The organism is Fusobacterium sp. (genome assembly GCF_029258315.1).
Taxonomy (GTDB): domain Bacteria; phylum Fusobacteriota; class Fusobacteriia; order Fusobacteriales; family Fusobacteriaceae; genus Fusobacterium_B.
The window spans coordinates 1-15,961 of the sequence record NZ_JARHZE010000110.1; the positions used below are offsets into that span (position 1 = coordinate 1).

Annotated in this window: 12 protein-coding genes; 11 read left to right on the forward strand and 1 reads right to left on the reverse strand. The window is 28.3% G+C overall.

From position 1 onward, the window contains the following. Positions 1–571: Holliday junction branch migration protein RuvA (gene ruvA, locus Q1J48_RS07465; protein ID WP_300362360.1), on the reverse strand; the 571-nt coding region annotated here is incomplete at its 3' end. A gap of 216 nt (positions 572–787) precedes the next feature. Here ruvA and dusB point away from each other — a divergent pair. The 11 genes from dusB to Q1J48_RS07520 are packed head-to-tail and all read left to right on the forward strand — an operon-like array spanning position 788 to position 15,957. Next, entirely contained in the window at positions 788–1,726 is a 939-nt protein-coding gene (gene dusB, locus Q1J48_RS07470) for a tRNA dihydrouridine synthase DusB (protein WP_300362362.1), read from the forward strand. A gap of 5 nt (positions 1,727–1,731) precedes the next feature. Next, positions 1,732–4,344, forward strand: a complete 2,613-nt coding sequence (gene mutS, locus Q1J48_RS07475; protein ID WP_300362397.1) for a DNA mismatch repair protein MutS — start codon at positions 1,732–1,734, stop codon at positions 4,342–4,344. A gap of 38 nt (positions 4,345–4,382) precedes the next feature. Further along, positions 4,383–7,082 (forward strand): LPS export ABC transporter periplasmic protein LptC, encoded by a 2,700-nt coding sequence (gene lptC / locus Q1J48_RS07480; RefSeq protein ID WP_300362366.1) that lies wholly within the window; start codon positions 4,383–4,385, stop codon positions 7,080–7,082. A 13-nt stretch (positions 7,083–7,095) separates the two neighbouring features. After that, positions 7,096–7,821, forward strand: a complete 726-nt coding sequence (gene lptB / locus Q1J48_RS07485) for an LPS export ABC transporter ATP-binding protein (protein ID WP_300328069.1) — start codon at positions 7,096–7,098, stop codon at positions 7,819–7,821. 42 nt (positions 7,822–7,863) lie between these two features. After that, on the forward strand, positions 7,864–10,473 hold the full coding sequence (alaS, locus tag Q1J48_RS07490; protein ID WP_300362369.1) for an alanine--tRNA ligase: 2,610 nt from the start codon (positions 7,864–7,866) through the stop codon (positions 10,471–10,473). Positions 10,474–10,489: 16 nt separating this feature from the next. Continuing rightward, positions 10,490–10,912, forward strand: a complete 423-nt coding sequence (gene ruvX / locus Q1J48_RS07495; protein WP_300328074.1) for a Holliday junction resolvase RuvX — start codon at positions 10,490–10,492, stop codon at positions 10,910–10,912. 14 nt (positions 10,913–10,926) lie between these two features. Then, a complete protein-coding gene (gene secD, locus Q1J48_RS07500) occupies positions 10,927–12,150 on the forward strand; it encodes a protein translocase subunit SecD (protein ID WP_300328077.1) in 1,224 nt (407 codons plus the stop codon). A 2-nt stretch (positions 12,151–12,152) separates the two neighbouring features. Further along, positions 12,153–13,091 (forward strand): protein translocase subunit SecF, encoded by a 939-nt coding sequence (gene secF / locus Q1J48_RS07505; protein WP_300328080.1) that lies wholly within the window; start codon positions 12,153–12,155, stop codon positions 13,089–13,091. Positions 13,092–13,151: 60 nt separating this feature from the next. After that, positions 13,152–14,225, forward strand: coding sequence for an alanine racemase (alr, locus tag Q1J48_RS07510; protein ID WP_300328082.1), 1,074 nt, complete (start codon positions 13,152–13,154; stop codon positions 14,223–14,225). 3 nt (positions 14,226–14,228) lie between these two features. Then, positions 14,229–15,404 carry a class I SAM-dependent rRNA methyltransferase gene (locus tag Q1J48_RS07515; RefSeq protein ID WP_300328085.1) on the forward strand — a complete coding sequence of 392 codons (1,176 nt, stop codon included), beginning with the start codon at positions 14,229–14,231 and terminating at the stop codon, positions 15,402–15,404. Between the two features lie 13 nt (positions 15,405–15,417). Then, complete coding sequence (locus Q1J48_RS07520) at positions 15,418–15,957, forward strand: CvpA family protein (protein WP_300328087.1); 540 nt, start codon at positions 15,418–15,420, stop codon at positions 15,955–15,957. The last annotated feature ends 4 nt before the right edge of the window (positions 15,958–15,961 follow it).

Sequence of the window (15,961 nt, forward strand, 5' to 3'; positions counted from 1 at the left end):
TATCTTTAATAGCCTCTTGAATATTTTTATAAGTTTTGATTTTTTCCTTATCAATAACTCTATCAATATCTTTTTTAGTATAACCTAATCCCTCAAGAGCCATAACAAGTTCCTCTTCTATTCCATAGTCCACTCCGATATTTAAAACAGTTTCAGAAGAAGTAATATCAAGTTTTTTAATTTTAGATTTTAAATCTAGGATAATCTGTTGAGCTTTTTTTTCTCCAAGCTTTGGAACAGCTTTTAAAGTTATATAATCCTCTTTTAAAATCAATCCTTTAATAGTTTCAATATCAAAAGATGACATAATGGAAAGAGCCAAAGAAACACCAATACCTTTTACAGAAAGTAACATTTCGAAAAGATTTCTCTCTCTCTCTTCTAAAAATCCGATAAGTTTATACTCTTCCTCTTTAATGAAATTAAAAATAAATATTTTAATCTCTTGATTGACATTTAATTTTTCATAAGTTCTAAGTGAAATAAATATTTTATAACCAATTCCTCCAACTTCTAAAGCAAAATAATCTAATTTTTTATAAGTTACAATTCCTTTTAAATATTCAAACATAATTTCTCCTTTAAAATTTTATTTTAAATAATTATAACATAGAAAAAATAAAAAACATTAAAAATATTTTGTCAAAACGAAGAAAAAATTTAATTTTATAAATTTTGGAGATTAATTGAAAAAAATAAAAAAATATGATAAAATTTAGTATTGTGGATAATTGTCAAGTTTGAAATAAAAAGCAATAAAATTTATTGAAAAGAAATTGGAGGATTAATGAAAATATATACAGCTCCTATGGCTGGAGTTACAGATTTTACATTTAGAAGAATTCTTAAAGAGTTTGAACCTGATATGATATTTACTGAGATGGTCAGTGTCAACGCTTTGGAAGTTTTAAATGATAAAACAATAAATAAAATATTAAGACTTAATGCTGGAGAGGCTGTTCAAGTTTTTGGTTCCGATATAGATAAGATAGTAAATAGTGCTCTTTATTTAGAAAAAAAAGGAGTTAAACAGATAGATTTAAATGCTGGATGTCCTATGCCTAAGGTTACTAAAAATGGATCTGGATCTGGACTTTTGGAAAATCCCGAAAAAATAAGAGAGATACTGATAAAAATGAGAGAGGCTTTAAAACCTGAAACAAATATCTCTATAAAAATAAGAGTTGGTTTTAAAGGTGTGAAAGAGTATATTAAAATTGCTAAGATAGCAGAAGAGGTTGGATGTACTCACATAACAGTTCACGGAAGAACAAGAGAACAGATGTACACAGGAAAAGCTGATTGGAATAAAATAAAAGAAGTAAAGGATGCTGTTTCTATCCCTGTTATTGGGAATGGAGATATTTTTACAGCTGAAGATGCTTTAGAGAGGGTAAAATTTTCTGGAGTTGATGGAATTATGTTGGCTCGTGGAATGTGTGGAAATCCTTGGCTTATTAGAGATATAAGAGAGATATTTGAATATGGAGAAGTAAGAACAAAGGTAACCGAAGAGGAAAAAATAGATATGGCAATAAAACATATCTATATGGCAAGAGAAGACAACGAAAGTGATAAATTTATTTTTGAAATGAGAAAACATATCTGTTGGTATCTAAAAGGAATTAGAGGTTCAGCAGAGGCAAAGAATAGAATAAATAAACAAGAAGACTATTTAGAAGTTATAAAAATATTAGAAGAATTAAAAGAACAGATGAAGGGATAGAAATGATGGTTGATGAGACACCTTTGATGAGGCAATATACAGAAATAAAAAAAGATTATCAAGATAGTATACTATTTTTTAGACTTGGGGATTTTTATGAGATGTTTTATGAAGATGCCAAGATAGCTTCTAAAGAATTAGGATTGACTTTAACAAAAAGAAATAAGAAAATGGATGTTCCTTTAGCAGGGATACCATACCATTCAGCATCATCTTATATAGCTAAGCTGGTGAACAAAGGTTATAAAGTTGCAATATGTGAGCAAGTTGAAGATCCTAAAGAAGTAAAAGGAATAGTAAAAAGAGAGGTAATAAGAGTTATCACTCCAGGGACGATAATAGATACAGATTATTTAGATGAAAAAAATAATAATTATCTAATGGGAATTTTAATAAAAGATAAAAGTATAGGAATTTCATATGTGGATATTACCACTGGAGAATTTAAAACTTCAAAATTAGAGGGAAAAAATCTTTTATATAAACTTTTAGGTGAAATAAATAAGGTATATCCAAAAGAGATATTGATAGATGAGAAAAGTTTAAACTTTTTACAAGGGGAACTACAATCAAATAGAATACTAGAGAAAATTAATATAACAAAAGTTCAGACTATGAGAAATCCTGAAAAATATCTTCTTGAATACTTTGAAATTCAATCTCTAGATAGTTTTGGAATAAAAAATAATGATGATATAATTTCTGTATGTGCTATGGTATTAAAATATGTGGTGGATCTTCAAAAAGGAAATGAACTTCCTATTAGAAAAATCTCTTATGTGAGCACAGAAAAAATAATGGAATTAAATTTAACCACTCAAAGAAATTTAGATATAGTAGAAAATTATAATAGAAATGATAGTGGAACATTATTGGGAGTTTTAGATTTTTGTAAAAACTCTATGGGAAGTAGATATTTAAAGAGAATTTTAAAAAATCCAACTTTGGATATTGATGAGATACATAGAAGACAAAATGATATTGAATATTTTATAAATGAAGTTTTAGTTAGAGAAGAAGTAAGAGAGAAATTAAAAGATATATATGATATAGAAAGAATCATAGGAAAACTTACTTTAGAAACTGTAAATGGAAGAGACTTAGTTGCATTAAAAGAGTCAATAAAAAATATTCTTGAAATTTATAAAGTTTTAATAAAAAATAATTCTAATATTTTAGATTTAGATGTTGAAAAATTAATAGATGTTTACAATCTTATAGATAAAGTTATAATTGATGAGCCACCATTTTCAATAAGAGAGGGTGGAATAATAAAACCTGGTTATAATGAAGAGCTAGATGAATTAAGAAATATAGCAGAACATGGACAAGATTATCTATTAAAAATAGAAACAGAAGAGAGAGAAAAAACTGGAATAAAAGGACTTAAAATAAAATACAATAAAGTTTTTGGGTATTTCATAGAGATAACAAAGGCAAATATAGACTTAGTTCCAGATTATTATATAAGAAAGCAAACTTTAGTAAATGCAGAGAGATATATTGTTCCAGAATTAAAAGAGTATGAGGACAAGATACTTAATGCAAAAAATAGAATCTCAACTTTAGAATATTATCTTTTTAAAGAGATAGTTGGAGAGATAAAAAATTATATTGAAATGTTACAAGAGCTAAGTAATAAAATAGCTTATTTAGATGTTATTTCAAACTTTGCTTATATAGCTATAAAGAATAACTATGTTAAACCTGAAATCGTCCAAGAAGGAGAGATAGAGATTTTAGGAGGAAGACATCCAATAGTAGAGAAACTTATACCAGCTGGGGAGTTTGTGAAAAATAAGGTTTTATTAAATGAGAATAAAGATTTTATAATCTTAACAGGACCAAATATGTCTGGAAAATCAACTTATATGAAACAGATAGCCCTTATAATAATAATGGCTCACATTGGTTCTTATGTTCCAGCTGATTATGCAAAGATCTCTTTAGTTGATAAAATTTTTACAAGAATAGGTGCTAGTGATGACTTAATCACAGGACAGTCAACATTTATGTTAGAGATGAGTGAGGTAGCAAATATTTTAAACAGTGCCACTAATCGATCTTTTATAATTTTAGATGAGATTGGAAGAGGAACTTCAACTTTTGATGGAATTTCCATAGCCTCAGCTATTACTGAATATATTCACGATAATATAAAAGCAAAGACAATTTTTGCAACTCATTATCACGAGCTTACAGAGTTAGGGGAAAGATTAAAAAGAGCTGCTAATTTTAGAATAGAGGTTCAAGAAAAAGATAATAAGATAAAATTTTTAAGAGAGATTGTTCAAGGGGGAGCAGATAAATCTTATGGAATAGAGGTAGCAAGACTTGCTGGACTTCCAAAAGAGATACTTGTAAACTCGAAAAAAATATTGAATATCTTAGAAGAGAGAAAAGATATAATTGAACAAAATTTTGGTGTAGAACAGATGATGCTTTTTGGAAATACTCCAACTTTAGAAATAAAAAAAGAGGAGAAGAAGGAAAAAGTAGAAACAATTTCAGAAGAGGAAAAGAGGGCTTTAAGTATTTTAAGGGAGATAGATATTAATAATTTCACTCCAATGGAAGCTCTATTAAAAATTAATGAATTAAAGAAAATCTTAAATTAATTTTGTTGATGTTATAAACATAGAGGATAGGAGGAAGGATGAATAAGAAAATAAAAAATTCTATACTATTTGTTGGAATAATTTTATTGGGTTATCTTAATTATTATAAAGAAGAAGACGGCTTTGGAATCATAGATAATGTGATAGAAACAACAAATGTTGTATATGATACATCAGGTTATCATATTGAAGCAGAAAAACAAATTGATGATATGGATTTAGACACAACAAAATTTAAAAAAGCAACAGCTAAATATGAAAATATGACTTTGTCAGGGGACAAAGTTTTCTTAGATGCTGGTAAAAATATATTTTTAGAGGAAAATATAGTTGGTAATAATGGAGAGGGCTGGGAGATATTTTCAGATGCCCTAAGTTATAATCAATATAAAGATTTATTGACTTCTGATAAGGGAATGAAGGCTGTTAATAAAGAAGAGGGGATCACTTTAGAAGGAAAAGAGGTTGTAACAAATAAAAACTTTGATAATGTAGATATTTCAAAAAATGTTACAATGTCAAACGAAAAAGTAAAGATCCAAGGGGATACAGGAAAGTATCAAAAAAATAAAAATTTATTTACAGTCAATGGAAATGGAAAGTTTGAAAGTTTAGAAGAAAATGGATTCAAAGGTGAATTTAATCAAGGAAAATATTTTTTGAATAAAGATACAGTTGAGTTTAGAAATGGTTATACAGGATATTTCCAAGATGCAGTGATAAAAGGAAAAAATTTAGATTATAATAATAAAAAACAGACTTTTATAACAAGAAACAATCCAGTTATCTATGTGGATGGTTATACAATTAATTCACAGGAGATAAAGAAAACTAGACCAGAAAATGAGGTTGATATAGTTGGACAGGTTATAGGAACAAATGGAGATATAAGTTTTAAAGGTGACTATGGAGTTTATAAAATAGATGAAAAAATCCTTTATTTAGATGGAGATGTTGAGATAACTAACTCTAAGGGTGAAAAATTAAAAGGAGAATTAGCTAGATACAATTTTGAAACAAAGGTTGCTGATTTTTCAAATAAAAATAAAAATGTAGAGTATAGTTTCCAAGATAGAAAGGCTTATTCTAAAAAACTTGTTTATGATTTTAATAAAGAAAATCTAGTATTAAATGATGGATATACTTTTGAAGATTCTAAATATAGAAGTGTTGGAAAAAATATGGAATATGATAATACTTCAAAAACAGGAAATATAAAAAATGGACAAATTTTAGTGAAAGCAACAAAAGAACTAATAAAAGCTGATGATATAAACTTTGATACAATAAAAAAAGATTATAAAGCTTTTGGAAATGTAAATATTGAAAGAGCAAATGACATTTTAACGACAGATCAGATAGAATACCTAACTTCTATGGATAAGGGAAATATTCCAAATGAATTTGTTATAAAAAATAAATTAGATGGAAGTTTGACAAAGGGTAGAAATTTAGTATATACAATTTCTAAAAATCAAATTACAACTGAAGAGATATTTACTTATGAAAATAAAAACTCATATGTTTCAGGAAAAGGAATGGTTTATGATTTAGGTACTGAAATAGGAAATCTTTTAAGTGAAGTAAAATATGAGGACAGAAAAAATAATAGTGTTGTTACAGGAGATAAGGGAGAGTTTAAAAAGGATACTTACTTAAAGCTAAAAGATAATGTAAAACTTGTAACAAAATCTGAAGAACTTTTAACAACAGAGGCAAATTATGACTTTAAAACTGATGTAGTAAATTTACCAAATCAAATAGATTTTAGAAATCTAGATAATAGTTTTGTAGGAAAACTTGAAAAAGGAAAAATTTTAAATTCTAAGAAATTATTTGTAGGACAAAAATTTAGCGGAGTAAGCAGTAAAAAAGAGAATATAATTTCAGATGTATTTGAATATGGATTGGATACTAAATTGGTAAAATTAAGAAATAATATAAATATTACCAATGAAGATTCTAAAATAAAAGCTAATGAAGTTCTTTATGATAATAAAAAGAATACTATATTTGCTGTTGGAAATGTTAAGATAAATTATCAGGCAAATATGAATATGACAGGAGAAAATATTCTTTTAAATACTTTGACAAAAGATATTTCAGGAGAAAAAGTATTTATGAAAACAGATAAAAATGAAAATATATCTTCTGACAAATTCAAAGGAAACTTAGATAAGATGACATTTAATTTTTTAAGAAATGTTAAAGGAAGTTTTATTACTAAAACAGAGGATTCTAGTTTGCCAACTAATTTAACAGGAAATGATATAACTATCACAATGATAAAAGACAAAAATTCTAATAAGGTTCATAGAGTTATTGGAAAAAAAGGAACAGTAATTACAAGAGGAACTCAAAGTATAAAATCAGATGATATTATATATAATTTCTTAAAAGGAACAGTGGTAGCAAATAGAAATAATAAAATTTATAGTGAAGATGAGGAAAATAAAGTCACTATTTTAGGAAATAAAATAGAAGGAAATCTAAATGAAGAGAAACTATATTTTAACTCAAAAGTAACTATGGAAAATATTAACAATAAAAATGAGAAGACAACTTTAGTAGGAGATAAAGGGGTATTAGATAATAATGCTCAGACAGTTCAGTTGACAGGAAATGTAAAAATGGAGAATGAGCAATTTATATTTAATGCTGATAGAATGATTTATAATAAAAATACTCAAAAAGTGAAAGCTTATGGTAATACAAAAATAGATTATAAAATAAAATAAGAAGGAGAAGCCTATGAAGAGTATCGAGGGACAACATCTATGTAAAACTTATAAAAAAAGGCAAGTTGTAAAAGATGTAAGTCTTAAAGTTAAAAAAGGTGAGATTGTTGGACTTTTAGGACCAAACGGTGCTGGAAAAACAACTACCTTTTATATGATTACTGGAATAATAAAACCAGATAGTGGAAAAGTATATTGTAATGATGATGATATTTCAACTTTCCCAATGTATAAAAGAGCTAATCTAGGGATTGGATATCTAGCTCAAGAAGCTTCTGTTTTTAGAAATTTAACTGTTGAGGATAATATCTATGCTGTTCTTGAGATGAAAAATCTACCAAAAGAGGAGCAAACAAAAAAAGTTGAAGAGCTTTTAAAAGAATTTAAATTATCACATATTGCTAAATCTTATGGATACTCTTTATCTGGTGGAGAAAGAAGAAGGGTAGAGATAGCAAGAACAATAGCAAACAACCCAGATTTTATTTTACTAGATGAACCTTTTGCTGGAGTAGACCCAATAGCTGTTGAGGATATTCAAGAGATAATAAGATACTTAAAAGAAAGAGGACTTGGAATTTTAATAACAGACCACAGTGTAAGAGAAACTTTAAGAATTACAGACAGAGCCTATATAATGGCAGAGGGAGAAGTTTTAATAAGTGGAACTCCTGAAGAGATAGCAGAAAATGAAACAGCGAGAAGAGTTTATTTAGGAGAAAACTTTAAACTAGATTAAAAAAATTAAATTGAAGATTATAATTAAAAATATGGAGGAAAAATGTTAACAGGTAACGAAATCAGAGAAAAATTTATAGAGTTTTTCGAAAGTAAAAATCACAGACACTTTGAAAGTTCATCATTAATACCAGATGACCCAACTTTACTTTTGACAGTAGCAGGAATGGTTCCATTTAAACCTTACTTTTTAGGACAAAAACCAGCACCTACTCCAAGAGTAACAACTTTCCAAAAATGTATAAGAACAAATGACTTAGAAAATGTTGGAAGAACAGCAAGACACCATACATTCTTTGAAATGTTAGGAAACTTCTCTTTTGGAGATTATTTTAAGAAAGAGGCTATAACATGGTCTTATGAGTTTATTACAGAAGTTTTAAAATTAGATAAAAATAAACTTTGGGTATCAGTGTATGATACAGATGATGAGGCTGAAGAGTTATGGGTATCAGAATGTAATTTCCCTAGAGAAAGAATAGTGAGATTAGGAGAGGACGATAACTGGTGGGCAGCTGGTCCAACTGGATCTTGTGGACCTTGTTCAGAAATCTATGTAGATTTAGGAATTGAATTTGGTGGAAATGAAAATTCAAAATTAGGAGATCCAGATACTGATAATCGTTTTATAGAGATTTGGAACCTAGTTTTCACAGAATGGAATAGAATGGAAGATGGACATTTAGAGCCATTACCTAAGAAAAATATAGATACTGGAGCTGGACTTGAAAGAATAGCTGCAGTAGTTCAAGGAAAGGCAAATAACTTTGAAACAGATTTATTATTTCCAATCGTAGAAGAAATGGGAAAAGTTGCAGGGGTTAAATACGGAGTAGATCCAAAAGTAGATTTCTCATTAAAAGTTATAGCTGACCACGGAAGAGCTGTTACATTTTTAATAAATGATGGAGTAATTCCATCAAATGAAGGAAGAGGATATGTTCTTAGAAGAATATTAAGAAGAGCAGTAAGACATGGAAGATTATTAGGAGTAAAAGAGTTATTCCTATCAGACTTATTAGATGTTATAGTTAACTTAATGAAAGGTTCTTATCCAGAATTAGAAACTAACTTAAAACATATTAAAAAAGTTGTTAAAATAGAAGAGGAAAAATTCTCTAACACTCTTGATTTAGGAATTCAACACGTTATGAATGCCATTGAAGAAGCTAAAAATAAAGGAGAAAATTTCTTATCTGGAGATGTAACATTTAAATTATATGACACTTATGGATTTCCTTATGAATTAACTGAAGAGATATGTGAAGAGAATGAAATAAAAGTATATAAAAATGAATTTGATCAAAAGATGGAAGAGCAAAGAGAACTTGCTAGAAGTTCAAGAGAAGTTGTAATGGAAAAAGGACAAGATGCTTTTATTGAAACTTTCTTCGATGAACATGGAAAAACAATATTCACAGGATATGAAAGTTTAAAAGAAACTGCAAAAATTCTTTTTGTTAAAAAATTAGATGAAGATAAATTTATGGTTATAACAGACAGAACACCTTTCTATGCAGAGTCAGGAGGTCAAGAAGCTGACTTTGGTACTATGATTTCTGGTACAGGAAGTAGTGGTGTAGTTATAGATGTTAAAAAACAAAAAGATATCTTTATGCATACTGTAAAAATAGTAAATGGAATTTATAACTTAATAGAAGGAACAGAGGTTAAATTATCAGTAGATGCTAATAGAAGAGCTGCAATATCTAAAAACCATAGTGCAACTCACTTATTACAAAAAGCATTAAGAGAAGTATTAGGAACTCACGTTCAACAAGCTGGATCATTGGTATCAGCAGATAGATTAAGATTTGACTTCAATCACTATGAAGCAGTAACAGATGAAGAACTAGAAAAGGTAGAAAGATTAGTTAATGCTAAGATAGCTGAAGCAGTAAGCTCTAATATAAGAGAGATGTCAATGGATGAAGCTAAAAAAATAGGAGCTATGGCTTTGTTCGGAGATAAATATCAAGATGTAGTTAGAGTAGTTTCTTTTGGAGAGTTTTCAACAGAACTATGTGGAGGAATTCACGTACAAAATACATCTGAAATAGGATTATTTAAAATAGTATCTGAGACAGGAATAGCTGCTGGTGTAAGAAGAATTGAAGCTCAAACTGGATACCATGCATATGAAACTGTAAAAACTATGGAAAAATTAATAGATAAAGTTTCAAAAGTATTAAAAACAGATGCTTCAAAATTAGAAGAAAAAGTAGAAAAAGTTTCTGAAGAATTAAGAAACTCTTTAAAAGAGATTGAAGAATTAAAATCTAAAATAGCTACTTATGAAGTAAGCTCTCTATTTGAACAAGTAACTGAAATCAATGGAGTAAAAGTTTTAGTAAAAGAGTTTGAAAATAAAGAAAGCGATTCTTTAAGAGAGATAGTTGATAAAGCTAAAGATAAACTAGGAAGTTGTATAGTTGTACTTGGAGCAAATAATGGAAAAGCAATATTTGCTGTTGGAGTAACAAAAGATTTAACTTCTAAAGTAAAAGCTGGAGATTTAGTAAAACAACTTGCTATCATAGCTGGAGGAAATGGTGGAGGAAGACCTGATTTTGCTCAAGCTGGTGGAAAAGATGGATTAAAAGTTAAAGAAGCTTTAGAAACAGCTAAAAATATTTTAACAGAAAAGTTATAATATAAAGAGGAAGATTATGTATAAAAAATATATTTCTCTGGATATAGGAGATGTAAGAATAGGAGTAGCTAGATCTGATTTAATGGGGATGCTAGCTACCCCATATGAAGTTATAAATAGAAAAAAAGTAAAATCAGTAAAGAGAATAGCTGAAATATTAGAAGAAAATAATACTAAATCACTTGTTGTAGGGATACCTAAAAGTCTTGATGGGACAGAAAAAAGACAGGCTGAAAAAGTGAGAGAGTATATAGAAAAATTAAAAAATAATATTGAAGGACTAGAAATTTACGAGGTTGATGAAAGAATGACAACTGTCTCAGCAGATAGAATGCTTACAGATGGTGGAAAAAAAGGAGCTCTAGAAAAAAGAAAAGTTGTTGATAAAATAGCAGCGGCTATAATTCTTCAAACATTTTTGGATTCTAGAAGAAAATAACTTGGAGGAATTTTATGAGAGGAAAGATATTACTAAGATTTTTATTAGTAATGGTTGTTCTTGTAGGGTCATTATGGTCTATAAAAAAAGAACCAATGAAGTTAGGACTGGATTTAAAAGGAGGAGTTTATGCAGTACTAGAAGCTACTGCTGAAAATCCAAATGAAGAAATAGATTCAGAAACAATGGACAGTTTAATAGAAGTTTTAGACAGAAGAATAAATGGAATTGGAGTAGCAGAATCTGTTGTTCAAAAGGCTGGAAGTAACAGAGTAATAATCGAACTTCCGGGAGTAAAAGATACAAAAGAAGCTATAAATATGATAGGAAAGACAGCTCTTTTGGAATTTAAAATAATGGATGAAAATGGAAATTTAGGAGAGACATTATTGACAGGAGGAGCTTTGAAAAAAGCTCAAGTTGGACAGGGACAATTTGGAGATCCTCAAATAAACTTTGAATTGAAACCAGAAGGAGCAGTAAAGTTTGCTAAAATTACAAGAGAAAATGTAGGAAAACAATTAGCAATAGTTCTTGATGGAAAAGTTCAAACAGCTCCCGTTATAAAAACAGAGATTTCAGGTGGAAGTGGAAGTATAAGTGGAAATTACACAGTTGAAGAGGCACAAAAAACAGCGATGCTTTTAAATTCTGGAGCTCTTCCAATAAAAGCTGAAATAATAGAAACAAGAACAGTAGGGGCATCTTTAGGAGATGAATCAATAGCAGCAAGTTTAGTGGCAGGAAAAGTTGGTATAACTTTAGTAATGGTATTTATGTTACTATTTTATAGAGTTCCTGGTTTAATAGCTGATATCGCTCTTATATGTTTTGGAATTGTAAACTTTGGAGTTATTAACTTTATAGGGGCAACTCTTACATTACCGGGTATTGCTGGATTTATCCTTTCAACAGGAATGGCAGTAGATGCCAATGTAATTATTTTTGAGAGAATAAAAGAGGAGTTAAAGTTTGGAAACACAATAAGAGGAGCAGTAAAATCTGGATTTAGTAAAGGGTTTATAGCAATATTTGACTCAAACTTAACAACATTAATAATCACAACAATTTTATTTGTATTTGGAACTGGACCAGTAAAAGGATTTGCAGTAACTCTTACAGTTGGTACTCTTGCATCAATGTTTACAGCAATAACAATTACAAGAGTATTATTAGATATTTTTGTTGAGGTATTTAATGTAAAAAATCCTAAGTTATTTGGAGTAAGGGGGAAATAGATATGCAAATAGAAATAGTAAAAAACAGTAAAAAATGGGTAGCTTTATCCCTTGTATTTATATTTATTTCTTTAGGTGCTCTTTTAACAAAAGGTTTAAATTATGGAATAGATTTTTCTGGAGGAAACTTATTTCAACTTAGATTTGAAAAGCCAGTTAGTTTAAAAGAAATTAATGGAGCTTTAGATAAAATAGGTAAAAATATACATCAGTTTAAAGGAAATGGTAGAAAAGTACAAATTTCTGAAGGAAATGAGGTATTAATAAGAATCCAAGAGATAACAGAGAAAGAAAAAAATGAGTTTTATGAAGAGATAAAACAAGTTGGAAAATATGAAATCATAAAAGAGGATAAGGTTGGAGCTAGTGTAGGAAAAGAATTAAAAATGTCTGCTGTATACTCTTTAGTAATAGGTGGAGTTTTAATTGTTGCATATATTACAATGAGATTTGAATTTATGTTTGCAATAGCTGCTATCTTAGCTTTAGTACATGATATTATAATAGCTGTTGGAGGAATTTCTTTATTAGGTTATGAAATAGATACTCCATTTATAGCAGCAGTTCTAACAATTCTAGGATATTCAATCAACGACACAATAGTAGTTTTTGATAGAATAAGAGAAACTTTAAAGAAAAAGACAGATTTAACTTTTGGAGAGGTTTTAAACAAAAGTATAAATCAAGTAATGGTTAGATCTTTGAATACATCAATAACAACACTATTAGCAGTAATGGCTATTTTAGTTTTTGGTGGAGAATCTTTAAGAACTTTTATAACTACTCTTTTAATAGGAATGGTTGCAGGTACATATTCTTCAATATTTATAGCAACACCTTTAATTTATCTATTAGAAAAAGATAGAGATAAAAAAGTAGAAAACTCAAAATATTTAGATAAAAATGATGACGATGAGCATCATGAAAAAATATTAGTATAATATTTAACAATTAGGATTGCCTATTTTTATAGGCAATCCCTTAATAATTAGGAGATAAAAATGAGAACTTGGTTGGAAGTAAATACTAAAAATCTTAGATATAACATAGGGAAGATATATGAAAAGATAGGGGATAGAAAGATAATTGGTATAGTGAAGGCTAATTCTTATGGACTGGGTTCAATTGAAATAACAAAAGAACTTATAAAATGTGGAATAGATTTTTTTGCAGTGGCTACCTTATCTGAAGGGATAGAGTTGAGAAAAGCTGGGATAAAAGAAAAAATATTGATATTGGGTGGAGTTTTTGATGATGAGTTAAAAGAGGTTGCTCAATATGATCTTCATATAGCTTTATCACGTTTTGATCAATTGGTTTATATTCATAAAAATAAACTTCAAGTAAAATGTCACTTAGCTCTTGAAACAGGAATGGGAAGAATTGGATTTAATTTTGAAGATGTAGAAAAAGTAAAGAAATATGTAAAAGAAAATAATTTAACCAATATAATAGGTGTGTATACTCACTTATCAGTAGCAGATGAAGAGAGTGAAGAAAATAGAATATACACAGAAAAACAAATCGAAAAATTTAATAATTTTAATGGAATTGATACTATTGAGTATAGACACATATTAAATAGTGGAGGAATTTTAAGTTACTCTGATAAAGATAATGGGAATTACGTTAGAGTGGGAATAGTTATGTATGGTATTTGTGGTGAGAGATGGATAGATGATTTTAAGCCAGTAATATCATTTAAAAGTAAAATTCTATTTATTAAAACTTTGATAGAGGATATGGATATATCTTACGGAAGAGCTTGTCATTTAAAAAAAGGTGAAGTTATAGGAACTATTGCAGCTGGATATGCCGACGGATTTAAAAGAGGAGCTTTAAATAAGATGACTGTAAAAATCCAAGGAAGAGATTGTACAGTGGTTGGAAAAGTGTGTATGGATATGTTGATGGTAAAAATACCAGAAGATATGGTTGAAAAAATAAAAATAGGGGAAGAGGTTATTTTATATGGAGATGATTTAGTAGAAAAAGCAAAAGAGATAGGAACATCAACTTATGAAATAATAACAGGTATTAACCCTAGAGTAAAAAGAGTATATATAGAGGAGTAAAGAATGGCACAAGTAGTACTATTAAAAGATAAAGAAAAAAAGATAAAAAATTTTTATCCAAATGTATTTAAAGATGAAATAAAATATACTATTGGAGAGATAAAAAATGGAGATGTAGTCGATGTAGTAAGAGAAGATATGATGTTTGTTGGAAGAGGTTATGTCACAGAAGGAACATCAGCTTTTGTTCGTGTATTAACTACTATAGATGAACCAATAGATAAAGATTTTATATATAGAAAAATAAAAGAAGCTTATGATAAAAGAGATTTCTTAAAGGCTGAAACAAATTGTACTAGAGTATTTTTCTCAGAAGCAGACGGAATACCTGGATTGGTTATAGATAAATTTGAAAAATATATCTCTATCCAATTTAGAAATTCTGGAGTAGAAGTTTTTAGACAGACTATAATCAATGCTATAAAAAAATATATGAAACCAAAAGGGATATATGAAAGAAGTGATGTTGAAAATAGAGTTCATGAAGGTGTAGAGGAAAAAACAGGGGTTATATATGGAGAGATTCCTGAAGAGATAGTTATGGAAGACAATGGGTTAAAATATACTATCGACATTGTAAATGGACAAAAAACAGGATTTTTCTTAGATCAAAGAGATTCTAGAAAATTTATAAGACCATTTTTAAATGAAAAAACAAGATTTTTAGATGTTTTCTCAAGCAGTGGTGGTTTTTCAATGGCAGCCTTAAAAGAAAATTGCCAAAAAGTTGTAGCAATAGATAAAGAGCCTCATGCATTAGAACTTTGCAAAAAAAATTATGAATTAAATGGATTTACAAATTCTTTTGAAACTTTAGAGGGAGATGCCTTTATGTTGTTAAAAACTTTAATAACAAGAGGAGAAAAATATGATGTAATAACTTTAGATCCTCCTTCTCTAATAAAAAAGAAAATAGATATTAAAAGAGGAAGAGATTTCTTCTATGAATTATGTAATAGTAGTTTCAAATTAATGGATAAAGGTGGAATTTTAGGAGTTATCACTTGTGCTTATCATATAGGACTTCAAGATTTATTAGAGGTTACTAGAATGGCAGCATCAAACAATGGAAAAATGTTACAAGTGATAGGAATAAATTATCAACCAGCAGATCACCCTTGGATATTACATATTCCAGAGACACTATATTTAAAAGCGTTATGGGTGAAAATAGTATAAGGAGGTAGATCCTATGTATTTAGATATTATAACATTAATCATTTTAGGTTGGTCAGTTATATGTGGATTGAATAATGGATTTATAGTGGAGTTTATTTCAACTTTTGGAATTTTGATAAATTTATATATAACTCATAAAATAACTCCAAGCCTATGTGAAATCACAAAAGAATTATTAAAGAAACAAGATGAAACTTATGTTTATGCAATTACATTTTTAGTAGTTTTTATGACTATTACTATAATTTTACATCTTTTGAATTTATTTTTAAAAAATCAAAAAACTTCAATGTTTTTTAGAATTTTAGGAGGAGGGGTAAGTTTAGCCAAAGGAGTTTTAGTTTGTGCTATAATTTTAACTTTCTATAATGTAGGTCAAGAAAAAATAAAACCTCTTAGAAAATTAGGAGAGGACAGTATTGTAAATGAATATTTTTTAAAAATGACTGATAATGTGGATTTTTATATTCCTGAAAATCTAAAAGCAAAAATTCAAGAAATAAAAAATGATAGGTCGGTAGAAAAATATATGAATAAATTAATAGGGGAGTAAATAG

Excerpts from the sequence above, each read along its gene's own strand:
- mutS (WP_300362397.1), top strand. The coding sequence starts at position 1,732 with ATGGTTGATGAGACACCTTTGATGAGGCAATATACAGAAATAAAAAAA.
- secD (WP_300328077.1), top strand. The coding sequence starts at position 10,927 with ATGAGAGGAAAGATATTACTAAGATTTTTATTAGTAATGGTTGTTCTT.
- lptC (WP_300362366.1), top strand. The coding sequence starts at position 4,383 with ATGAATAAGAAAATAAAAAATTCTATACTATTTGTTGGAATAATTTTA.
- secF (WP_300328080.1), top strand. The coding sequence starts at position 12,153 with ATGCAAATAGAAATAGTAAAAAACAGTAAAAAATGGGTAGCTTTATCC.
- alaS (WP_300362369.1), top strand. The coding sequence starts at position 7,864 with ATGTTAACAGGTAACGAAATCAGAGAAAAATTTATAGAGTTTTTCGAA.
- dusB (WP_300362362.1), top strand. The coding sequence starts at position 788 with ATGAAAATATATACAGCTCCTATGGCTGGAGTTACAGATTTTACATTT.
- ruvX (WP_300328074.1), top strand. The coding sequence starts at position 10,490 with ATGTATAAAAAATATATTTCTCTGGATATAGGAGATGTAAGAATAGGA.
- Q1J48_RS07515 (WP_300328085.1), top strand. The coding sequence starts at position 14,229 with ATGGCACAAGTAGTACTATTAAAAGATAAAGAAAAAAAGATAAAAAAT.
- alr (WP_300328082.1), top strand. The coding sequence starts at position 13,152 with ATGAGAACTTGGTTGGAAGTAAATACTAAAAATCTTAGATATAACATA.
- lptB (WP_300328069.1), top strand. The coding sequence starts at position 7,096 with ATGAAGAGTATCGAGGGACAACATCTATGTAAAACTTATAAAAAAAGG.
- Q1J48_RS07520 (WP_300328087.1), top strand. The coding sequence starts at position 15,418 with ATGTATTTAGATATTATAACATTAATCATTTTAGGTTGGTCAGTTATA.